Origin of the sequence: Kineococcus auxinigenes, from assembly GCF_050871525.1 — a bacterium.
Classification (GTDB): Bacteria; Actinomycetota; Actinomycetes; order Actinomycetales; family Kineococcaceae; genus Kineococcus.
Window position 1 is genome coordinate 1 of record NZ_JBKBCT010000035.1, and the last position, 20,434, is coordinate 20,434.

22 protein-coding genes are annotated in these 20,434 nt (G+C 76.6%); 12 read left to right on the top strand and 10 right to left on the bottom strand.

Annotated features, from left to right (window positions below):
- Positions 1-99: 99 nt before the first annotated feature.
- Positions 100-360: a hypothetical protein gene (locus ACRYR9_RS11150; RefSeq protein WP_432495788.1), complete on the bottom strand. Its 261-nt coding sequence runs from the start codon at positions 358-360 to the stop codon at positions 100-102.
- 137 nt (positions 361-497) lie between these two features.
- Between ACRYR9_RS11150 and ACRYR9_RS11155 the strand changes: the two genes are divergently transcribed.
- From ACRYR9_RS11155 to ACRYR9_RS11175, 5 genes are all read left to right on the top strand, one after another.
- The gene (locus ACRYR9_RS11155) at positions 498-1,178 is read left to right on the top strand and encodes a metal-dependent transcriptional regulator (RefSeq protein ID WP_432495785.1); all 681 of its coding nucleotides are present in this window, start codon (positions 498-500) and stop codon (positions 1,176-1,178) included.
- Positions 1,175-2,212: a ribokinase gene (locus ACRYR9_RS11160; protein ID WP_432495783.1), complete on the top strand. Its 1,038-nt coding sequence runs from the start codon at positions 1,175-1,177 to the stop codon at positions 2,210-2,212. The genes ACRYR9_RS11155 and ACRYR9_RS11160 overlap by 4 nt, the downstream gene beginning before the upstream one ends.
- Positions 2,209-3,195 carry a Gfo/Idh/MocA family protein gene (locus ACRYR9_RS11165; RefSeq protein ID WP_432495781.1) on the top strand — a complete coding sequence of 329 codons (987 nt, stop codon included), beginning with the start codon at positions 2,209-2,211 and terminating at the stop codon, positions 3,193-3,195. The genes ACRYR9_RS11160 and ACRYR9_RS11165 overlap by 4 nt, the downstream gene beginning before the upstream one ends.
- Before the next feature lie 145 nt (positions 3,196-3,340).
- Positions 3,341-3,733, top strand: a complete 393-nt coding sequence (locus ACRYR9_RS11170) for a hypothetical protein (RefSeq protein ID WP_432495779.1) — start codon at positions 3,341-3,343, stop codon at positions 3,731-3,733.
- Between the two features lie 95 nt (positions 3,734-3,828).
- Positions 3,829-4,866 carry an ATP-binding protein gene (locus ACRYR9_RS11175; protein WP_432495777.1) on the top strand — a complete coding sequence of 346 codons (1,038 nt, stop codon included), beginning with the start codon at positions 3,829-3,831 and terminating at the stop codon, positions 4,864-4,866.
- A gap of 66 nt (positions 4,867-4,932) precedes the next feature.
- On the opposite strand, the gene ACRYR9_RS11180 is transcribed toward ACRYR9_RS11175, so the two are convergent.
- Genes ACRYR9_RS11180 through ACRYR9_RS11195 form a run of 4 tightly spaced genes read right to left on the bottom strand, consistent with a single transcriptional unit; the run spans position 4,933 to position 7,688 of the window.
- Complete coding sequence (locus ACRYR9_RS11180) at positions 4,933-5,709, bottom strand: MerR family transcriptional regulator (RefSeq protein WP_432495774.1); 777 nt, start codon at positions 5,707-5,709, stop codon at positions 4,933-4,935.
- 15 nt (positions 5,710-5,724) lie between these two features.
- Positions 5,725-6,495 (bottom strand): ABC transporter permease, encoded by a 771-nt coding sequence (locus ACRYR9_RS11185; RefSeq protein ID WP_432495772.1) that lies wholly within the window; start codon positions 6,493-6,495, stop codon positions 5,725-5,727.
- A 9-nt stretch (positions 6,496-6,504) separates the two neighbouring features.
- On the bottom strand, positions 6,505-7,320 hold the full coding sequence (locus ACRYR9_RS11190) for an ABC transporter ATP-binding protein (RefSeq protein WP_432495770.1): 816 nt from the start codon (positions 7,318-7,320) through the stop codon (positions 6,505-6,507).
- Entirely contained in the window at positions 7,317-7,688 is a 372-nt protein-coding gene (locus ACRYR9_RS11195) for a DUF1048 domain-containing protein (RefSeq protein WP_432495768.1), read from the bottom strand. The genes ACRYR9_RS11190 and ACRYR9_RS11195 overlap by 4 nt, the downstream gene beginning before the upstream one ends.
- 213 nt (positions 7,689-7,901) lie before the next feature.
- Here ACRYR9_RS11195 and ACRYR9_RS11200 point away from each other — a divergent pair, with 213 nt between their 5' ends.
- Positions 7,902-8,576, top strand: coding sequence for a histidine phosphatase family protein (locus tag ACRYR9_RS11200; protein WP_432495765.1), 675 nt, complete (start codon positions 7,902-7,904; stop codon positions 8,574-8,576).
- Between the two features lie 25 nt (positions 8,577-8,601).
- Here the strand turns inward: ACRYR9_RS11200 and ACRYR9_RS11205 are convergent, their stop codons facing one another.
- Genes ACRYR9_RS11205 through ACRYR9_RS11215 form a run of 3 tightly spaced genes read right to left on the bottom strand, consistent with a single transcriptional unit; the run spans position 8,602 to position 12,039 of the window.
- Complete coding sequence (locus ACRYR9_RS11205; RefSeq protein WP_432495763.1) at positions 8,602-9,276, bottom strand: hypothetical protein; 675 nt, start codon at positions 9,274-9,276, stop codon at positions 8,602-8,604.
- Complete coding sequence (locus ACRYR9_RS11210) at positions 9,263-10,927, bottom strand: VWA domain-containing protein (RefSeq protein WP_432495761.1); 1,665 nt, start codon at positions 10,925-10,927, stop codon at positions 9,263-9,265. Before ACRYR9_RS11210 ends, ACRYR9_RS11205 begins: the two co-directional genes overlap by 14 nt.
- A gap of 8 nt (positions 10,928-10,935) precedes the next feature.
- Positions 10,936-12,039, bottom strand: a complete 1,104-nt coding sequence (locus tag ACRYR9_RS11215) for a hypothetical protein (protein ID WP_432495758.1) — start codon at positions 12,037-12,039, stop codon at positions 10,936-10,938.
- A gap of 224 nt (positions 12,040-12,263) precedes the next feature.
- Between ACRYR9_RS11215 and nhaA the strand changes: the two genes are divergently transcribed.
- The gene (gene nhaA / locus ACRYR9_RS11220; protein WP_432495756.1) at positions 12,264-13,601 is read left to right on the top strand and encodes a Na+/H+ antiporter NhaA; all 1,338 of its coding nucleotides are present in this window, start codon (positions 12,264-12,266) and stop codon (positions 13,599-13,601) included.
- Between the two features lie 32 nt (positions 13,602-13,633).
- Positions 13,634-14,761, top strand: a complete 1,128-nt coding sequence (gene rlmC / locus ACRYR9_RS11225) for a 23S rRNA (uracil(747)-C(5))-methyltransferase RlmC (RefSeq protein ID WP_432495753.1) — start codon at positions 13,634-13,636, stop codon at positions 14,759-14,761.
- Between the two features lie 6 nt (positions 14,762-14,767).
- Here rlmC and sigJ read toward each other — a convergent pair whose 3' ends face one another.
- Positions 14,768-15,751: an RNA polymerase sigma factor SigJ gene (gene sigJ / locus ACRYR9_RS11230; RefSeq protein ID WP_432495750.1), complete on the bottom strand. Its 984-nt coding sequence runs from the start codon at positions 15,749-15,751 to the stop codon at positions 14,768-14,770.
- Positions 15,745-16,485, bottom strand: a complete 741-nt coding sequence (locus ACRYR9_RS11235) for an SDR family oxidoreductase (protein ID WP_432495748.1) — start codon at positions 16,483-16,485, stop codon at positions 15,745-15,747. The genes sigJ and ACRYR9_RS11235 overlap by 7 nt, the downstream gene beginning before the upstream one ends.
- A 173-nt stretch (positions 16,486-16,658) precedes the next feature.
- Between ACRYR9_RS11235 and ACRYR9_RS11240 the strand changes: the two genes are divergently transcribed.
- The 4 genes from ACRYR9_RS11240 (at position 16,659) to ACRYR9_RS11255 (ending at position 20,335) form a co-directional block, all read left to right on the top strand.
- The gene (locus ACRYR9_RS11240) at positions 16,659-17,594 is read left to right on the top strand and encodes an alpha/beta hydrolase (RefSeq protein ID WP_432495745.1); all 936 of its coding nucleotides are present in this window, start codon (positions 16,659-16,661) and stop codon (positions 17,592-17,594) included.
- Between the two features lie 97 nt (positions 17,595-17,691).
- Complete coding sequence (locus ACRYR9_RS11245) at positions 17,692-18,414, top strand: hypothetical protein (protein WP_432495743.1); 723 nt, start codon at positions 17,692-17,694, stop codon at positions 18,412-18,414.
- A 134-nt stretch (positions 18,415-18,548) separates the two neighbouring features.
- Positions 18,549-19,820, top strand: a complete 1,272-nt coding sequence (locus ACRYR9_RS11250; protein WP_432495740.1) for a cation:proton antiporter — start codon at positions 18,549-18,551, stop codon at positions 19,818-19,820.
- A 131-nt stretch (positions 19,821-19,951) separates the two neighbouring features.
- Positions 19,952-20,335, top strand: a complete 384-nt coding sequence (locus tag ACRYR9_RS11255) for a hypothetical protein (RefSeq protein ID WP_432495738.1) — start codon at positions 19,952-19,954, stop codon at positions 20,333-20,335.
- Positions 20,336-20,434: the final 99 nt, after the last annotated feature.

Sequence of the window (20,434 nt, forward strand, 5' to 3'; positions counted from 1 at the left end):
CCCCCCCCCCCCCCCCCCCCCCCCCCCCCCCCCCCCCCCCCCCCCCCCCCCCCCCCCCCCCCCCCCCCCCCCCCCCCCCCCGCCCGCGAGGCCGTGCGTTCAGGCGGCGGCGCGGGGGGCGGCCGCAGGAGCCTCGGCGCCGTCGGCGACCGCTGCCGCGGCGGCCTCCACGGCCTCGACCGCACCGGCGGCCCGCGGGCGGGCCAGGCGCCGCACCGCGGCGGCGCCCCAGGTCAGCGACAGCAGCAGGGCGGCGACCGCCTCGGGCCAGCGCATCGCCGCGGCGGAGGCGGCGCCCGCAGCGAGCAGCGCGACGGCGAGGACGGCGTCGCCGATCCCGGTCCAGCGTCGGTCCACCACGACCTCCCTCGTCCCGTGCGGGTGGTGCTCCTGCTCCTACCCCCACTGTACGTCGACAAACGGTTTTCGGCGGGCCGAAATCTCTGGTCGCCCGTGCGTCGCCCCCGGTGCCGGGGCGCAGGTGGCAAGCTGACCCCGTGCTCCGCCCCGCCACCCCGGCCGCCGAGGACTGCCTGAAGGCGGTCTACGCCGCGGGGGAGTGGTCGGACGAGAAGATCACCCTCTCCAGGCTCGCCCAGGCGCTGGGCGTGTCCCCCTCCACCGCCTCCGAGGCCGTGCGCAAGCTCACCGACGCCGGGCTCCTGCGCCACGAGCGCTACGGCGGCGTGGAGCTCACCGACGCCGGGCTCGCCCAGGCCCTCGGAGTGGTGCGCCGCCACCGGCTCGTCGAGACCTTCCTCGTCGCCGACCTCGGCTACTCCTGGGACGAGGTCCACGAGGAGGCCGAGGTCCTCGAGCACGCCGTCTCCGACCGGATGCTCGACCGCCTCGACCGGCGCCTGGGACACCCCGAGCGCGACCCGCACGGCGACCCCATCCCGCGCCCCGACGGCACCGTCCCGCACCCCGGCGCGCACAGCCTGGCCGACCTGCCCGAGGGCGCCGCCGGCTCGGTCGCCCGCATCTCCGACGCCGACCCCGACGTCCTGCGCTACTTCGCCGACCTCGGCATCGGCCTGGACCTGCGGGTGCGGGTCCTCAAGCGCCGCGAGTTCGCCGGCACCACCGTCGTGCGCCTGGGCGAGGGGCCCGGCGCGCGCGAGGTCGACCTCGGCGACCCGGCCGTGGCCGCGATCTGGGTCCTGCCCGCCCGGTGAGCGCGCACCCGCACGGCCCGGCACCCCGCCGCGAGGTCCCCGACCCGGCGGGCTCCGTGCGCGACGCGCACGGTCGCCTGCACGCCCCCGAGACCCGCGACGTCACCGTCGTGGGCAGCGTCAACGCCGACCTGGCCATCGCGCTGCCCGCGCTGCCGCCCGCCGGGCAGACCGTCCGCGGCGCCGACGCCGTGCGCGGCCCGGGCGGCAAGGGCGCCAACCAGGCCGTGGCCGCCGCACGCCTCGGCCGCAGCACCGCGATGGTCGCCGCCGTCGGCGACGACGCCGACGGCCGCGCGCTGCGCGCCGCGCTGGCCGCCGAGGGCGTGGACGCCGAGCACGTCACCGCGGTGGACGCGCCCACCGGCGTCGCCGTCGTCCTCGTGCACGGCGGGGAGTCCACGATCGTGCTGAGCCCGGGTGCCAACGACCACCTCGACGCCGCGCGCGTGCGGGCCGCCGCCGAGGTGGTCAGCGGCGCCCGCGCGGTGCTGCTGCAGTGCGAGGTGCCCGACGCCGCGCTGGTGGCCGCCGCCGGCCTGTGCACCGGGCTGCTCGTGCTGAACCCCGCCCCCGCGCGCCCGCTGCCGGCGGAGCTGCTGCGGCGCACCGACCTGCTGGTGCCCAACGCCGGGGAGCTGGCCGTCCTGGCCGGGCAGGACGTCGCCGCCGACGTCGACGGCCTGGTGCGCCAGGCGCGCGCGGTGCGCCCCGACGGCACCACGATCGTCACCCGCGGCGCGCTCGGCTGCGTCGTCGTCACCCCCGCCGGGGTCGCCGAGGTGCCCGCCGAGCCCGCCGACGCGGTGGACGCCACCGCCGCCGGCGACAGCTTCGTGGCGGCCGTCGTGGACGCCCTGCTGGGCGGGGCGGGGCTGGTGGACGCGGCGCGCTGGGCGGTGCGGGTGGCGGCGGTGACGGTGGGCCGGGCGGGTGCCGCCGCGTCGCTGCCGCGCCGCGCGGAGGTCGAGCAGCACCGGATCGAGCAGGCCCGGATCGAGCAGGACACGGACGAGCAGGAGGTGGCGCGGTGAGCGTCGGGTGGGGTTTCGTGGGGACGGGCGGCATCGCCCGCACGGTGGCGCGGGCGATGGAGCTCGCCGACGGCGGGGAGCTCGTGGCGGTGTGCTCGCGCGACGAGAGCCGGGCCCGGACCTTCGCCGACGAGCACGGCGCCGCGGGCGCGTACGACGACGTCGCGGCGCTGCTGGCCGACCCGGCCGTCGACGCGGTGTACGTGGCCACCACCCACCCGCAGCACCACGCGCCGGCGCGGGCGGCGCTGCTGGCCGGCACGCCCGTGCTGGTGGAGAAGCCGATGACCGTCACCGCCGCCGCCACCCGGGACCTGGTCGCCACCGCCCGCGAGCGCGGCGTGTTCTGCATGGAGGCGTACTGGACGCGGTTCCTGCCGCTGACGCGCGAGCTGCTGGACGTGGTGGCCTCCGGCGCGATCGGCGAGGTCCTGTCGGTGCACGCCGACCTGGGCTTCCCCGCGCCGCAGTCGGCGCGGCGCTTCCACGACCCCGCCATCGGCGGCGGTTCGCTGCTGGACCTGGGCCCCTACCCGGTCGGGCTGGCGCTGACGCTGCTGGGCACGCCCAGCGCGGTGCGGGCCGCGGGCTCGCTGACGCCGTCGGGCGTGGACCGGCAGGTGGCGCTGGCGCTGTCGTGGGAGTCCGGGGCGGTGGCGGCGCTGTCGACGACGATCGCCGCGCACGCCTCCTCGCGCGCCTGGATCGAGGGCGACGCGGGCTGGATCGAGGTGGACGCGCCCCTGCACTCCGGCCGCCGCTTCACCGTGCACCGCCGGGGCGAGGGCGCCGGCGAGCCCGAGGTGCGTGAGAACCCCGTCGAGCACGGGCACCGGTTCATGCTGGAGCACGTGCACGAGTGCCTGGCGGCGGCCCGCACCGAGAGCCCGCTGGTGCCGCTGGACTTCTCGGTGGACCTGGCGGACGTGTTCGAGCAGGCGCTGCGGCAGGTGGGCGCGGCACGCGCCGACGAGCTGGGCTGAGCACCCCACCCGGACGCGTCACCCGGACGGACGTTGCTCCGTCCGGGTGACGGGGCCTCAACCCGACCCTCGTCCTTGGGACACTCGACGTGACAGAACATCGACAACGAGTGAGCTGGAGGCGATCGTCGTGCGGATCGGATCGGTGACCACCCCCGTGGCGGTGCGCAGCACCGTCCGCCCCGAGGCGCTGGCGAACGTCACGCCCGTGCAGCGCATCACCCCGGACTACGTCCACGAGGACCCGCTGGACGAGCTGACGCTCTCCGACCGGACCCTCATCGCGCACCTGTACGGCCCCTCGCTCGACCTCGACGAGCTCGAGGGCACCCCCGTCGCCCAGCTCGCGGCGGAGATCAACCGCGAGCGCCGGGCCGGCACCGTGCCCGCCGAGCGGGACCTGACCGCCGACGACGTGCGCCGCATCATCGGCCGGCTCACCCTCACCAGCCCGCGCCCGGTGCCGGTGGACGTGCAGCTGCGCCTGATGACGTTCCTCGGCGCGGGCGGCGAGCGCCACCTCGACGTCGTGCTCTGACCCCTCCTGCCCTCGGTGGCCGGCCACCCCCGACGGGCGCCCCGCCGACGCCTCGGGCCCTCCTGTGGCACGTTGGACACGTGGCGGAGTCCTCGGTGCCGGGTGGACCAGTGACGGAGGTGCGCCTGCTCGGCGTGCCGCTGCGGACCCGGGAGCACCTGAGCCGGTACACGGAGGGCCTGCTGCGGGAGCTCGCCCTCGTGCGGATCAGCGGGCAGCAGGGCTCGGGCTCCTCGTTGCCGGAGCGGCTGCTGGAGCTGGCCGCGGAGCTGGAGACCACCTACGCCCCCTACCGGGCCCAGCGCGCCCAGGACATGGACGACGCCCTGGCGGCCGGGGTGGAGTTCTTCGACGCCACCTACCTCGCCTCGAAGGCGTCGGCCGGCTACGTGCGCCACCTGCAGGAGGTGCTGGAGGAAGCGGACGAGTACTGCCGCGCCGAGCACCTGCTGACCCTGCCGATCGACGAGGAGCTCCTCGCCTTCCGGCGCTGGCTCTTCGGTGAGATCTCCCGCCAGCTGGCGGGACAGGACCCCCACCCGTGGCGCGGGCCCGAGCGCCGGGACCGGCCCGGCGCGGACTCGGCGGCGGCACCCCCTCCCGTCTCGTCACCCACCCCCGCCCGCCCCTCCGCACCCGTCGCCGCGGGGCCCGCCACCGCCGGGGGAGCGGAGGCAGCCGCGAGCGGGGTGGTGGGTCAGCCCCTCCACCTGACCTCCCTCGCCGGCGCCGTGGCCGCAGCTCGGCGCTACGTGCGGGAGACCCTGCGCCGCCTCGACGCCGAGGAGGCCGAGGAGTGCGCCGAGCTGGGGGTCTCCGAGCTGGTGACCAACGCGGTGCTGCACGCGCGGACCGACTTCACCGTCACCGTGCGGCTCGTGCCCACCGGGCGCATCCGCGTGGAGGTCGCCGACTCCTCACCCGTCCCCGTCCAGTCGCGCCGGTTCGGGGCCACGGCGACCACCGGGCGCGGGCTCCGGCTGGTCGCGGCCGCGTCCCTGGACTGGGGCACCACCGCCCTGCCGGCCGACCTGGGACCCGGCAAGGTCGTCTGGTTCGAGCCGGCGACGACCGTGGCCGGCGCCGCCTCCCCCGCCGAGGAGTGGAGCGGGGAGATCGAGGAGCTCCTCTAGCCTCGACCTGGCGTGCGGTGGTCCCGCGCCTGCCCGCGGCCTCCGGGGTCCCGGTCGCCGACCGGCCTACGTGCGCTCCGTCGTGGCGGGGATGGGCTCGACGCGCGTGATGCCCTTCCAGCCCCGCTGCGCCAGGAGGACGAGCAGTCGCTCGGCGGCGGGGGAGGTCCGGGCCGCAGCGGCGTCGAGGAGGGCGACCACCCGGTCGTCGAGCCCCGCGCCGCCGACGTCGCCGGACTCGAACGCCCGCGTCGTGATGCGGTCGAGGATGTCGGCGACCTCGACCACGCGCGGGTCCTCGGCGGTCCAGTCGAGCGCACCGCTGAGCAAGCCGTAGAGCCGGAGCACGTCGGGGTGGTCCAGGTCCTCGTGCTTCTTCGCGATGACGGCGTCGATCCGGTCGGGCACCTGGGCCGCGACCACGATCCAGGCGTCGCGCTCCTTCTCGACGTAGCGCTCCTCCACGCCCAGGCTCCGCAGCCGGTCGAGGTAGCCGACCACGCTCGCCGGGAGCGCGAGCTGCTCGCCGGCGGCGAGCCGGGCGAGCCGCTCGCGCGTGCCCCGCAGCTCGCGGACCTCGGCCCGCAGCCGTCGATCGATCTGCCGGACGCCCTCGGCGAACTCCTCCGCACCGGCGTCCAGGAGGTCCTCCACCTGGGCCAGCGGAACCCCGGCGCCGGCGAGGACGTGGATGCGGATCAGCCGCACCACCGCGGCGGCGTCGTAGCTGCGGTACCCGGAGCGGTCGCGCTCGGGCTCGGGCAGCAGACCGATCCTGTGGTAGTGCCGCACCGCTGCGACGGTCACCCCGGCGTAGGCGGCGAGCTGGCTGATCGTGAGCACGCCATCCACCCTGCCTCAGGCGATCTTCCGCCGGTAGGTGGTCATCGCGACGACGTGCGCGACCACGAGGGCGCCGACGCACCAGGCCAGCGCGACCCGGACGTCGCCGGCGACGGGCTGCCCGGCGAACAGGTCGCGGATCGTGTTGACGATCGAGGTGGCCGGCTGGTGCTCGGCGAACCAGCCCACCGGTCCTGGCATCGACGCCGTGGGGACGAACGCGGAGCTGATGAACGGCAGGAAGATCAACGGGTAGGAGAACACGCTCGCGCCCTCGACCGACGTCGCCGACAGCCCCGCGATCACCGCGACCCAGGTCAGGGCGAGGGTGAACAGGACGAGGATGCCGGCCACCGCGAGCCAGTCCAGCACCCCCGCCCCGGTGCGGAAGCCCATCAGGAGCGCGACGCCCACCACGACCACGACCGAGACGGCGTTCGCCGCCAGCGAGGTCAGCACGTGCGCCCACAACGCGCAGGAGCGGGCGATCGGCATCGAGTGGAACCGGTCGAAGATCCCGCTCTCCAGATCGTTGAACAGCCGGAACGAGGTGTAGGAGATCCCCGTGGCGACAGTGATGAGCAGCACCCCGGGCAGCACGTAGTCGATGTAGGAGCCCGCGGCCTCGGGGCCGGTGTCGATCGCGCCGCCGAACACGTGGACGAACAGCAGCATGATCGCGATCGGCACGACCGCGGTCGTGATGATCGTGTCGGGGCTGCGCGTGATGTGCTTCAGCGACCGCCCGGTCAAGGCGGCGGTGTCGGTGAGGAAGTGCGTCGCCACGATCGTCCCCTAACTCGTCCCAGAACTCGTGCGGCGGTCGGTCGCGCCGGTGCTGCTCCCCGCGTCGCGGACGAGGGCGAGGAAGACGTCCTCCAAGGAGGGCTTCTTCTCGACGTGCTCGACCTCGGCGGGGGGCAGCAGTTCCCTCAGCCCGTCCAGGGTGTCGTCGACGACGATGCGTCCCCGGTGCAGGATCGCGATCCGGTCGGCCAGCACCTCGGCCTCGTCGAGGTGCTGCGTGGTCAGCAGCACGGTCGTCCCGCGCTGCGCCAGTTCCCTGATGCTCTGCCACACCCCGGCGCGCGCCTGCGGGTCCAGCCCGGTGGTCGGCTCGTCCAGGAAGAGGACCTGCGGATCCCCGATCAGGCTCATCGCGATGTCCAGCCGCCGCCGCGTGCCACCCGAGCACGTCGACACCCTCCGGCCGCCGGCTTCGCTCAGCGAGAACCGGGCGAGCAGGTCGTCCGCCACCCGGCCGGGGTTCCTCAGGTGTCTCAGCCTGGCGACCAGCACGAGGTTCTCGCGACCGGTGAGCACTTCGTCCACGGCGGCGAACTGCCCGGTCAGGCTGATCGATCCCCGCACCCGTCCCGGCTGGGTGGTGACGTCGAAGCCGTTGACGCTCGCCGTCCCCGCGTCGGCCTTCGACAGGGTGGAGAGGATGCGCACCGCTGTGGTCTTGCCCGCCCCGTTGGAGCCCAGCAGCGCGAAGACGCTCCCGCGCGCGACGTCGAAGTCCAGCCCGCGCAGCACGTCGACCTCGCCGTGCGCCTTCGTCAGGCCCCGCACCCGGATCGCCGGTGCGGTGCTCGATCCGGCGGTCACGATCGGCTCCCGCTCTGCGCCTCGGCCCGCGCGATCGCGTCGACCAGCCGTCGTCGTCCCTTCTCGATCCACTCGCCGGACGCGTACCTGCTCAGCAGCGTGTCGGCGAACTGCACGGGGTCGGCGCCCAGGACCTCACGGACCGGGGTGCCGTCGGACGATGCGCGCTCGAACACCCCCACGAGTTCCAGGTGCAGGTCCACGAGGACGTCGCCCTTCGTGATCGCCCCCCGGTGCAGCAGGTACCTCTGCAGCGCCTCGACCGCTGTCCTGCGGCCCGCCGGGAGCGCCTCGACCCGTTGCTCGTACTCCCGCCACCGCTTCTTGTCACCGATGTCGCCGACGACCTTCTCGATGAAACCCGACATCACCAGCCTCCTCCTCGAAGAGTCCACCCACCCTCTGCGGGGACTCCGGACGTCAGGGTGCGGGGTTGGTGCAGCATCAAGGTCAAGGCCCGGATCCCTGCCGGAGCGCGAGGTGGTGCTGGACCCTCCCGTCCCGACGCGTCGGCAGGCCGGGGGTGCTCCGACGGTGCAGCCGGAGGTGGTGGGGGACGCGGCGGGTGGCAGGGTGGGGACGTGCGCCTGCTGCTCGTCCGCCACGGCCAGACCCCCGCGAACGTCCTGCACCTGCTCGACACCGGTGTGCCCGGCCCCGGGCTGACCGAGCTCGGCCAGGAGCAGGCGGCCTCCCTCGTGGACACCCTCGGGCCGGAGGGGATCGGCGCGATCACCGCGTCCACCCAGGTGCGCGCGCAGCTGACGGCGGCGCCGCTGGCCGCCCACCTCGGCCTGGAGGTGGCCGTCGACGGCGGCCTGCGCGAGATCGAGGCCGGTGAGGTGGAGATGCGCGGCGACGACGAGGCCGTCGCCCGCTACTTCGCCGTCGTGACCGCCTGGGTCGGCGGCGACCTGGACGCCGCCCTGCCCGGCGCCCCCGACGGGCACGCCTTCTTCGCCCGCTACGACGCCGCGATCGCCGCCGCCGCGGCCCGCGCCCGCGAGGCCGGTGTCAGCACCCTGGCCGTCGTCAGCCACGGTGCCGCGATCCGCACCTGGGCGGCGGTGCGCGCCCGGGGCCTGTCGCCGGAGCTCGTGCTGGGCACCGGGCTGCTGAACACCGGCGTGGTCGACCTGCGCGGCGACCCCGGCACCGGCTGGACGTGCGAGACGTGGATGGGGGCCGCCGTCGGGCGGCAGCAGGCCGACGCGGCGGGGGCGGGCCCGGCGGGTGAACCCGGCTCGGTGTTCTGAGGCCCGGTGTCCTGAGCCGGGCCGGTCAGCCGGTCAGGTCGCGCGGGTCCCGCACCGGCCCGAGGTCCAGGGCTCCGCGGGAGAACTTGTCCCGCAGGAAGTCGCCGTGCACGGCCAGGTCCTCCTCGGCCCGTCGCTGCAGCCGCTCGCGCACCCCGGCCACCGCGGTGCGCAGCAGCACCAGCTGCTCCAGCACCTCGGTGCGGGCGCGCTGCTCACCGGAGCCCGCGGGCCCGCCGGCGACGTCGCGGTAGGCGGCGACGGCGGCGGGCAGGTGCTCGGCGAGGACCGTCTGGACGGTTCGGGCGTCGGTGGACAGCGGGTCCAGCCGGTCCCAGCGCCCCAGGACCTCCGCCGCGACGTCCAGCACGTCGCGGCCCGCGCGCCCCACGTCCGCGGGCAGCCCGGGCGCCTCCAGCGCACGCCCGGCCGCCTCCAGCCCGGCGCGCGCTTCCGCGGCGCCGTCGCCCGCACCGGTCCCACCCGTCCCCGGCAGCGGTGCCGGCGTGCGCGGGCGCCCCGGGCACAGCAGGTAGCCGGAGAGGTACCCCACCGCGCTCGTGCCCACCGCCACCAGCGGGTGCTGCGTGGCGGCGAACCCCGCCAGCAGGGCGAGCAGCCCCGCGCCGCTGCCGGCGAGGTGGGCGGTGCTGCCCAGCGCGTCCAGGCGGGCGCGGGCGGGCCGGTCACTGGTAGCCACGGATCTCCTCGAAGACGCCGGCCAGGTCCGCCGCGCCCCCGGCGGCGAACGTCTCGCCGCCGGTCAGCGCCGCCAGCTCGGCCATCTCGGCCGGGTCCGCCTCGCCGAAGACGATGACGAACGTGGGCACGGAGGCGACCGGCCGCCCGGCCGCGGCCTGCCGGCCGTGCCAGGCGCGGAAGTCCGCCAGGGTGCCCCCGTCGGTGTTCTCCCCGTCGGTGAACAGGGTGACGCTGACGAAGCGCTCCGGGTCGCTCTCCAGGACCGACAGCGCCTCCTCGTACGCCACGCGCAGCGAGTCGTGGATCGCGGTGCCGCCCTCGGCGCGCAGGGAGGCGGTCCACTCCCGGATGCGCGCCAGGCTGCCGGCGCGGTCGGCCGGGTCCACCGCGAACGTCCCGCGGGACTTCACCGTGTCCGCGAACTCCACGTAGCGGACGTTCTCGCGGGCCTGGAAGGCGAGCAGGCCGTCGCCCGGTGCGCCGCCGGCGTCGCCGTCGGGCACGGTGAGGGCGGCCAGCGCGCCCTGCAGCTGCGTCAGCCGCTCGCCGTCCATCGAGCCGGAGGTGTCCACGGCGAACACCACGTCCGAGGGCTTCTTGATCTCGCTCTGGTAGGCGCTCAGCAACGCCCGCACCGTGCTCAGGCGGTTGGGGAAGGGCAGCTCGTAGACGTCGGCCGCGGCCGCCGGGCCCTGGGCGGTGGTGCGCCGGCCGGTGGCGGCCAGCTCGCGCTGCACCGGCTCGCTCAGCAGGTCGGCCACGACCGCGTCGTAGGCCCGGCCCTGCTCCTCGCCCGCCGAGCGCAGCAGCGTCAGGGGGTACTCGGCGGTCAGGGTCCCGTCGGAGGGGGTCAGGACGTCCAGCGGTTCCCCGCCGGCGCGCAGCGGGCGCAGCACCGACTCGTAGCCGAACAGGGCGTTCACGCCCCGCGGGTCCGCGGTGAACCGCTCCACCAGGAACCCGGTGGAACCGGCGGTCAGCTCGTGGCCGCGGGCCAGGCGCCGCAGCTGGGGCGCCACGGCCGCCACGTCCTGCTCGGCCAGCACGGTGCCCGTGCCGGACAGCGCGGTGGCGGCGCCCACCAGCGTGGCGAAACCGCTGTTGGAGGACACCGGTGAGGTCATGCCGTAGCGCAACCGGCCGTCGTCGGCGGCGTCGACGACCTCCGCCCACGTGGGGGAGCGGTCCACCCAGCCCAGCTCGACCGCCGTGGCGTGCGCCACGCCGAGGGCCACCGGCGAGGACATGACGTCCTCGGAGCGGGCGACCGCCGCGCGACCGCCGTCCAGCAGCGCCAGGTGGTCGTTCGAGGGGAACCAGGTGGCGTCGTAGCCCGCGGCACCGCCGTCCGCGACGAGCTGGGTGCCCTCCAGGGTCCCGGTGTACGTCAGCTCCACCCGAACGCCGGTGCGCTCGGCGACACCGGCCAGCACCGGCTCGACGTCGCGCAGCTCCGAGCCGGCCAGCACGTGCAGGACGTCCGCGCGCGGGCCGGTGGGCGTGGGCGCGTCCCCGGCGCCGCGCGCCGGCTCGGACGTGCACCCGGCCAGCAGGACCGCGGCGGCCGCGGCGGCGAGGGCGGCCAGCGCGCCGCGCCGGGGGGTGCTGCGCCCGCTCGTCCGCCCGCTCGTCGGCCCGCTGGTCCGCACGGTCCTCCTCACGCGCCGTAGCCCGCGGCGACGGCGTCGATCAGGGCCTCCAGCACCTCGAACGAGGGCGGGTCGGCCACGTCGGTCAGGGACTGCTGCACGGTGGCCCCGTGCTGCGCGGCGACGCCCGCCAGCACCGAGCCGTCCCCGGTGCGGAACCCGTGCTCGGCGGCCAGCGCGGTCAGCTCCGGGTCGGTGGCCAGCAGGTCCGCCAGGCGCTCGGCGCCGGGGGCCAGGGCGACGAGCGTGTGCTTGGAGGCCACCGTCGGGTCCGGGTAGGCCAGCACCGCGTCCGGGCCCAGCCGCGAGCCGTCCCCCCGGGCGGCCTCGCCGACGAACTGCGCCTCGTAGGCCATCACCAGCGGCAGCGCCCCGGCGCCCTGGGAGAGGTAGTCGTCGAACGGCTCGTCCGAGGAGGCCGCGGAGAACCCCTGCGCCAGGAACAGGTGCGACAGCTGCGGCAGCACCGCCTCCTGCTGCTCGCGCGTGGTCACCACGCCGCCGCCGTTGAGGACCCAGGCGGCGTCCGCCAGGTACATCGCGGCGGAGTTCGAGGTGCGCACGTCGGTGGAGGTGATGAGCACCGCGCGCGGGGAGCCGTACAGCTGCGCCGCCCCCTCCAGCTCGTTCCAGCGCGTGCCCTCGCGCACCATCGCCAGGTACGCCGCCAGGTCCAGGTGCCACACCCCGCCGGCGTCCCGGGACGCGGCGCCGTTGCGGGCCAGCAGCTGCACCACCGGCTCGTGGGTGGCCACGACCATCGGCGACCAGAACGGCGAGGAGACGGCGCTCGCGCCGGTGCTCTCGGCGATCCGCTGCGCCGCCGGGGCGGAGGAGGGGAACGCGAAGTCGTAGCCGTCCAGGTCGACGTCGGTGGCGATCTGCCGGCTGCCGGCGGTGTCGACCTCGACGGCCAGGCCGTGCGCGGACAGCGCCTCGCGCACGCGCGGGTCGTCGAAGAAGGCCTCCTTCTCCGAGCCGATCACCCCGCGCAGGGTGGTCACCGGACCCGCTGCGGCGTCGGCCGAGCCGCTGCGGCGGTCCAGGACGAACAGCGTCGCGGTCGCCGCGACCAGGAGCACCGCCAGGGCGGCGCCGACGAGCTTCCTCACCGGGGTGCGTGCCTCCGGTTCCTGCGGGGATCGTCCATGGCGGCACGCTAGGAGCCGCGGGCGGCGAGCGGGCGAGGCGCGGGTGAACGGACGAGGAACGCGGCCCGTCCCCGCGCGAGGGCGCGGCAGGGGCGCGGCAGGGGGGCGGCCGTTAGGGTGGGCGCCAGGTGTGCCGGGAAGTCTGGTCGGCGATCCCGTCAGCGACCCCTGGAGAGACTCGGCCCGTGACGCACAACCCGCCCACCCGAGACGACGCCAACCGCCGTTCACCCCTGTTCGGGTACGGCTCCTGGCCCGAAGCGCGCCGCATCGCGGAGGTCCTGCGCACCGAGACCGTGGGCGGGGCGCTGCTGCTGGTCGCGACCGCGCTGGCGCTGGTGTGGGCGAACCTGCCCGGCGACACCTACGAGTCGGTGCGGCAGTTCCACTTCGGCCCCGAGGCCCTGCACCTGGACCTGTCCGTCGAGCACTGGGCCGCCGACGGGCTGCTGGCGATCTTCTTCTTCATCGCCGGTCTGGAGCTCAAGCGCGAGTTCGTCGCCGGCGACCTGCGCAACCCGCGCGCCGCCGCGCTGCCGATCGCGGCCGCGGTCGGCGGCATGGCCGTGCCCGCCGGGGTCTACGTGCTGGTGAACTCCCTGGGCGAGGGGCCCGAGGGCGCCCTGTCCGGGTGGGCGATCCCCACCGCCACCGACATCGCCTTCGCCCTGGGCGTCCTCGCCGTCATCGGCAGCCACCTTCCCTCCGGGCTGCGCACCTTCCTGCTGACCCTCGCCGTGGTGGACGACCTGCTCGCCATCACCGTCATCGCGATCTTCTACACCGACGACCTCGCCCCGCTGCCGCTGCTGCTGGCCCTGGTGCCGCTGGCGCTGTTCGCGTTCGCCGTGCAGAAGCGGGTGCGCTCGCCGTGGCTGCTGATCCCCCTGGCGCTGCTGACGTGGGGCCTGGTGCACGCGTCCGGCGTGCACGCCACCGTCGCGGGCGTGCTGCTGGGCCTGTCGGTGCCGGTGCTGCGCAGCGACGCCGCCGGCGGCCCGGGCGCCGGGCCCGGCCTCGCCGAGCACTTCGAGCACCGCTGGCGCCCGCTGTCCGCCGGGTTCGCCGTCCCCGTCTTCGCGCTCTTCGCGGCCGGCGTGGCCATCGAGGGGGCCTCCGGCTTCGTCGACGCCCTGGGCGACCCCGTCGCCCTCGGTGTCATCCTCGGGCTCGTCGTCGGCAAGCCCATCGGCATCGTGCTGACCACCTTCCTCATGGCCAAGCTCACCAGCGCCGAGCTGGACGAGCAGCTGTCCTGGGTCGACGTGGTGGGCGTCGGGATCCTCGCCGGCATGGGCTTCACCGTGTCGCTGCTCATCGGCTCCCTCGCCTTCGGCGAGGGCACCGAGGCCGGCCAGCACGTCACCCTCGGGGTCCTGCTCGGCTCCACGGTCGCCGCCCTGCTGGCCGCCGTGGTGCTCAGCAGCCGCAACCGCGTCTACCGCCGCATCGAGGCCGAGGAGCGCGTCGACGCCGACGCCGACGGCATCCCGGACGTCTACCAGCGCGGCGATCGGGGCTGACGGCCCCGCGCGGCCGCCTACCCTGGGAGACCGTGCAGTGCTCCTACTCCGACGCCGGCGCGTGCCGCTCGTGCACCCTGATGAGCACCCCCTACCCGCGTCAGGTCGAGGCCAAGGAGCAGCGCTGCCGCGAACTGCTGGGGGAGCAGCCCATGCTGCAGTGGCTGCCCGCGGTGCGCAGCGCCGAGTCCGGGTACCGCAACAAGGCGAAGATGGTGGTGGGCGGCACCGTGCGCCGCCCCACCCTCGGCATCCTGGACGCCGGCGGGCGCGGCGTGGACCTGCGCCGCTGCGGGGTGTGCACGCCGGGCATCCGCGCCGCGCTGCCGGTGATCGCCAGGTCCATCACCCGCGCCGGGCTGGAGCCCTACGACGTGCCGACCCGGCGCGGGGAGCTGAAGAACGTCCTCGTCACCGAGTCGCCCACCGGTGAGCTCATGGTCCGCTTCGTGCTGCGCTCCCGGCAGCGGGTGGGGGCGCTGCGCCGTGAGCTGCCGAACCTGCAGCGCGAGCTGCCGCAGGCCGTCGTCGTGACCGCCAACCTGCTGCCCGAGCACAGGGCCGTCGTCGAGGGCGAGGAGGAGGTCCCGCTCACCGAGCGCACCACGTTGCCGATGCCGATGGGCGCCGTCGACCTGGACCTGCGCCCGCAGAGCTTCTTCCAGACCAACTCGCCCGTCGCGCGGGCGCTGTACGCGCAGGTCGCCGAGTGGGTGGACGAGGCTGCCCCCGCCGACGTGTGGGACCTGTACTGCGGCGTCGGCGGCTTCGCCCTGCACTGCGCCGCCCCCGGCCGGCGCGTGACCGGCGTGGAGGTCAGCGCCGAGGCCGTCGAGAGCGCCCGCTCCGCCGCGCGCGCCGCCGGGCTGCGGGACGTGGGGTTCCTCGCCGGCGACGCCACCCGCTTCGCGCTGGACGCCGCCGAGGCCCCCGACCTCGTCGTCGTCAACCCGCCGCGGCGGGGGATCGGGGCCGAGCTGCGCGGGTGGCTGGAGCGCTCCGGCGTCCGGCACGTCGTCTACTCCAGCTGCAACCCCGTCACCCTGGCCGCCGACCTGGCCGCGATGCCCTCGCTGCGGCCGGTGCGCGCGCGGGTGCTGGACATGTTCCCGCAGACCGAGCACGTCGAGGTCGTCACGCTGCTGGAGCGCTCGGGCTGAGGCGGCTCACGCCCCCGTCGGCGCCGGCGGCGGGTCGGTGGGCAGCTCGGTGGGCAGCTTGGCGGGGGCCAGGACCAGGTCGACGCGCCGCACGGTGCCCGACACCACCGTCAGGGCGCCGACCAGCACCGGCCCGGAGGCGTCCGCCACCGCGAAGCCCGGCCCGCCGTTGACCCGCACGACGCGCACCACCGCCCCGTCGAGGTGCTTGCGGGCCAGGCCCGCGAGGAACCGGGCGACCCGGTCGGCGCCGTGCACGCTGCGGCGCGCGGCGCTCACGACGCCACCGCCGTCGCTGGTGAGCACGACGGCGGGGTCCAGCAGCGCCAGCAGCGCCTCCAGGTCGCCGCCGGCGGTCGCCGCGAGGAACGCGGCGGTGACCCGGCGGTGCTCGCCCGGGTCCACCTCGACGCGGCCCGCGCCCGCGACGACGTGGGCGCGGGCCCGGCCGGCCAGCTGCCGCACCGCCGCCGGGCTGCGCCCGACGGCGCGCGCCACGTCCGCGAAGGGCACCCCGAACAGCTCGTGCAGCACCCACGCCGTGCGCTCGGCGGGCGTGAGGGTCTCCAGCACGACCATCAGGGCGTAGCTCACCCGCTCGTCCAGGGTGACCCGGTCCGCCGGGTCGCCCGCCGCCGCGCCGCCGGCCACCGGGTCGCCGGTGACCAGGGGCTCGGGCAACCACGGGCCGACGTAGCTCTCCCGGCGCGAGCGCGCCGAGCGCAGCACGTCCAGCGCCCGGCGGGCCACCGCCACCGTCGCCCACGCCTCGACGTCGCGCACCCGCTCCGCGGCGTCGGCGCCCACCAGGCGCAGCCAGCAGTCGGCGACGACGTCCTCGGCCTCCGCGCGCGAACCGAGCACCGCGTAGGCGACGCCGACGAGCCTGCCGCGCTGGCGCACCCACTGCCGGGCGAGCTCCTCGGCGCGCTCCCCGGTGCTCTCCCCGGTGCTCTCCCCGGTGGTGTCGTCGCGGTGCGGCGTCAGCACGGCTCCTCCAGGTGCTCGGCGAGCGTGACGGTACCGGCGACGTGCGGACCCGCCGGCAGCAGCGCCCCGGCCGCGAGGGCCCGGCCCGTGGGGCCCGGCACCCGCAGCGGCACGACGAGCCGGCGCCGGCCGAGCGCCGCCAGCACCCGGCGCACCGCGTCCGGCGACCGCAGCACCTCCGGGCCGGCGATCGGCGGCACCACCCCCGCCGCCGGCCGCCGCACCAGCTCCACCAGGTGGGCGGCGACCTCGCGCGCCGCCACCGGCTGGTACGGCGCCACCGGCACGGGCACCAGCGGGCCCGGGACCCGCTCCAGCAGCTGCTGCGCGAACTCGTGGAACTGGGTCGCGCGCAGCAGCGTCCACGGCACCGGGCCCGCCGCCAGCAGCTCCTCCTGGCGGCGCTTGCCCAGGTAGTGGCCCAGGTCGACGACGTCGGCGCCCACGACCGAGAGGACCACCACGTGCCGCACCCCGGCGCGCTGCGCCGCCGCCAGCAGGTTCGCCGTGGACGCGGCGAAGAAGCCCACCGACGCGCGCCGCGACGCGCCCGCCGTGCTGGAGACGTCCACGACCGCGTCCGCGCCGCGCAGCGCCGCGTCCAGGCCGCGCCCGGACACCAGGTCCACGCCGCGGGAGCGGGCCAGCGGCACCGCCTCCACCCCGGCCGCGCCCAGCTGCGCCACCACGAGCCCGCCCACCAGACCGGTCCCCCCGGCCACCGCCACCCTCACGTCGTCCTCCTCCGCTCCCCGGGCGCGCGGCGCGCGCCGACGACCACCTGACGATCCGGCGGGCCCGGGTGTGACACGGACCCGACGACCCGTCCCCGCGCGCGCCCGGTGCCGGGCGCGCAGACTGGGCCGCCGTCGGCGCCGCCCGGGCGCCCGGGAGGGACGGAGCACCCGTGACGCAGCTGGACCCGCAGATCGCCGACGTCGTGCGGCGCTTCGCCGCCGCGGGGCTGCCCCCGCTGAGCGCGCTGACCCCCGCGCAGGTGCGCAGCGGCGGCAGCCTCACCGGCGCCGACGTGGACCCCGACCGGTGGGGGCCGGTCGCCGCCGTCGAGGACACCACCGTGCCCGGTGCCGCCGGGGACCTGCCCGCCCGCCTGTACCGGCCGCAGCCGGCGCAGGACGGCACCGCCCCGCCCGTGGTGGTGTTCTTCCACGGCGGCGGCTGGGTCACCGGCGACCTGGACACCCACGACGGGCAGGCGCGCATGCTCGCCGCCGAGTCCGGCGCGGTCGTCGTGTCCGTCGCCTACCGCCTGGCGCCCGAGCACCCGTTCCCGGCCGCCCCCGACGACGCCGTCGCCGCCACCGCCTGGGTGCGCGAGAACGCCGCCGGCCTGGGCGGCGACCCCGAGCGCGTCGCCGTCGCCGGCGACAGCGCCGGCGGGAACCTCGCGGCGGTGGCCGCGCAGTCGCCCGCGGGCCGGGGGCTGGCCGCCCAGCTGCTCGTCTACCCGGCCGTCGCGGGAGGGCGGGAGTTCCCCTCGGTGCGGGAGAACGCCGACGCGCCCTTCCTGGACGCCGAGGCGATGCGCTGGTTCGGCGGGCACTACCGCGGCGACCCCGCCGACGTGCGCTTCGCCCCGCTGGACGCCCCGTCCCTGGCCGGGCAGCCGCCCGCCGTCGTCGGCGTCGCCGGCTTCGACCCGCTGCGCGACGAGGGCACCGCCTACGCCGAGGCCCTGGCCGCCGCCGGGGTGCGGGTGGTGCTGCGCCGCTACGACGACCTCGTGCACGGGTTCCTCGGCGCGGCACCCGTCTCCGCGTCCGCGGACCGCGCCTCGCGGCAGCTGTGCCGGGACCTGGGGGAGCTGCTCGGCACCCGCTGACCCGGCCCTGCTTCGAGTGGCCGCCCCCGCGGGCCGCGGCAACACTCGAGGAGTGCCGGGGGACTCCCGGTGCGCGGCTCAGACCCTGGAGGCCCTCGTGAGCACCCCGAGCGACGGATCGCACGCAGCCGACGCCCCCCGCGACGGCGCCAGCAGCGCCCGGCCGAACGGCCGGCCCGCCCAGCAGTCCACCACGTCCCCCGCGCCCGACCGCCTCAGCGTCGAGCACGGCCCGACGCTGAACCGCAAGGAGGTCGTCCAGCGCGAGAAGGACGCCTTCGGCGGGGTCAAGGTCGGCGCCGCGTTCTTCGGCTGGCTCACCGCCACCGGCACCGCCGTCCTGCTCACCGCCCTCATCGCCGCCACCGGCACCGCGATCGGGCTGGCCACCACCAGCGGCACCCCCGCCGACGCCGTCGGCACCATCGCCGACCAGGCGCAGGGCAACGCCGGCGCCATCGGGCTCGCCGGGGCGATCGCGCTGCTCGTGGTCCTGCTCGTCGCGTACTTCTGCGGCGGCTACGTCGCCGGCCGCATGGCCCGCTTCAACGGCGCCAAGCAGGGCGTGGCCGTGTGGGCGTGGGCCATCGTCGTCGCGATCGTCGTCGCGGTCCTGGCCGCCGTCGCCGGCAGCTCCTACGACGTCCTCGGGAGCCTGAACAGCTTCCCGCGCATCCCCGCCGACCTCGGCTCGCTGACCGCCGAGTCCGTGCTGACGCTCATCGGCGCCGTCGTCGTCGCCCTCGTCGGCGCGATCCTCGGTGGCCTGGCCGGCATGCGCTTCCACCGCCGCGTGGACCGCGCCGGCCTCGGTCGCTGACCCGACCGCACTTCGACCACCCCGAGCACCCGGCCCGTCGCGGGTCCACCACGGACCCGCGGCGGGCCGTCCGCACCCCCGCCCCAGCCCACCGCGCTCGGTCCCACGACGCTCGACCCCACGACGGGAACCCCGTGCTCTACGCCGTCCTCTTCGCCCTCGCCGGGGCCAGCGCCCTCGTCGCCGCGATGCTCCCCAGGGTGGTGGACCGGCTGCCGGTCAACCTGCCCATGACGTTCCTCGCCGGCGGTGTCCTGCTGGGCCTCGTGCCGGGCCTGCCGGCCGTGAAGCCCATGGAGCACGAGGCCGTCACCGCGCACGTCACCGAGATCGTCGTCATCATCTCGCTGATGGGCGCCGGCCTGGCCCTGGACCGCCCCGTCGGCTGGCGCAGGTGGGCCAGCACGTGGCGGCTCATCCTCGTGGCGATGCCGCTGACCATCGCGCTGGTCGCCCTCGCCGGCAACGTCCTGGCCGGCCTGCCCGTCGCGGCGGCCGTCCTGCTGGGAGCCGCCCTGGCCCCCACCGACCCCGTCCTGGCCAGCGACGTGCAGGTGGGCGAGCCCGCCGACGACGAGGGCACCGAGGACGAGGTGCGCTTCGCCCTGACCAGCGAGGCCGGTCTCAACGACGGTGCCGCCTTCCCCGTCGTGCACCTGGCGGTCGTGCTCGCCACCGCCGGCGCCACCGCCGGCGCGCTCGGCGGCTGGGCCGCCGAGGACCTCCTGCTGCGCACCGTCGTCGGCGTGGCCGTCGGCCTGGGCGTCGGCAAGCTCCTCGGCGCGATGTTCTTCCGCTCCGCGCTGCCGTCGCTGCGCCTGGCCGACGACGTGGAGGGCTTCACGGCGCTCGCCGTCACGTTCCTCGCGTACGGCCTCGCCGAGCTGCTGCACGGCTACGGCTTCCTCGCCGTGTTCGTCGCGGCCTGCACCATCCGCTCGGCCGAGCGCTCCCACGGCGCGCACCGCGTCGCCCACGGGTTCGTGGAGCAGGTCGAGCGCATGCTCACCTCCTGGCTCCTGCTGCTGCTGGGAGCCGCCCTCGCCGACGGCCTGCTGTCCGCCCTCACCTGGCAGCTGGCCGCCGTCGGCGTCCTGCTGGTCCTGGTGATCCGGCCCGCGGTCGGCTACGTCAGCCTCCTGGGCACCCGCGGCGGTCCCCGCGAGCGGTCGGTCATCGCCGCCTACGGCGTGCGGGGCGTCGGCTCGCTGTTCTACCTCTCCTGGGCGCTGGGGGAGGGGCGGTTCCCCGCCGACCGGCTGTGGGCGGCCGTCGGGTTCACCGTGGCGCTGTCGGTGCTGGTGCACGGCGCCAGCGCCGCGCCCGTGGTGCGGCACCTGGACGCCCGCCGGCGGCGCGAGGCCGGCTCGGGCGACCTCGGGGAGATCGCCGGGACCCACGTGTGAGGGAGCTGTGCGGGCGCCGTGCCGATCCCCGCGCCCGTGCAACCGGCGGCGCCCCGCGGACGTCGAACGGGTGTCGCGCCGGTGCGGGAGGAGCCCGCACCGGTGACGCGACCCGCGATCGAGGAGGTCCCGTGACCCGCACCCGCCGCACCGCCCTGGCCCTGGGCGCACCCGCTGCCGGCGCCCTCGCGCTGCTCGCCGCCACGACCCCCGCCGCGGCCGGCCCCGCGCCCGCCGAGACCGCGCAGGAGATCACGCTCGCGGTCGCCGCCAGCCCGCAGGCCGCCGGCGTCCCCGCCGACGCCTACGCCGTCACGGACGTGCGCACCGCCGACAGCGACCCCGCCTGGGCCGCGGCCGTGCTGGAGCCGGCCGACCCGGCGGCCCTGGACCCGGCCACCGTCGTGCTGCACCACGTCGCCGGCGCGTGGGAGGTCGTGTCCCTGGGCACCGCCGGAGTCGGCTGCGAGGAGGCTCCCGCCGTCGTCGTCACCGACCTCGCCCTGCTCTGCTGAGCCGCCCCGTCCTCCGCGGTGATCAAGCACTGTTGAACCTTCAACGTCGCACGATCACGGCGGGAGGTGGTCGGGGTGCGGGGGTGGCGCGCAAGACCT

Coding starts and splice junctions, on each gene's coding strand:
- ACRYR9_RS11195 (WP_432495768.1), bottom strand. CDS start 7,688: ATGTCGGGTTTCATCGAGAAGGTCGTCGGCGACATCGGTGACAAGAAG.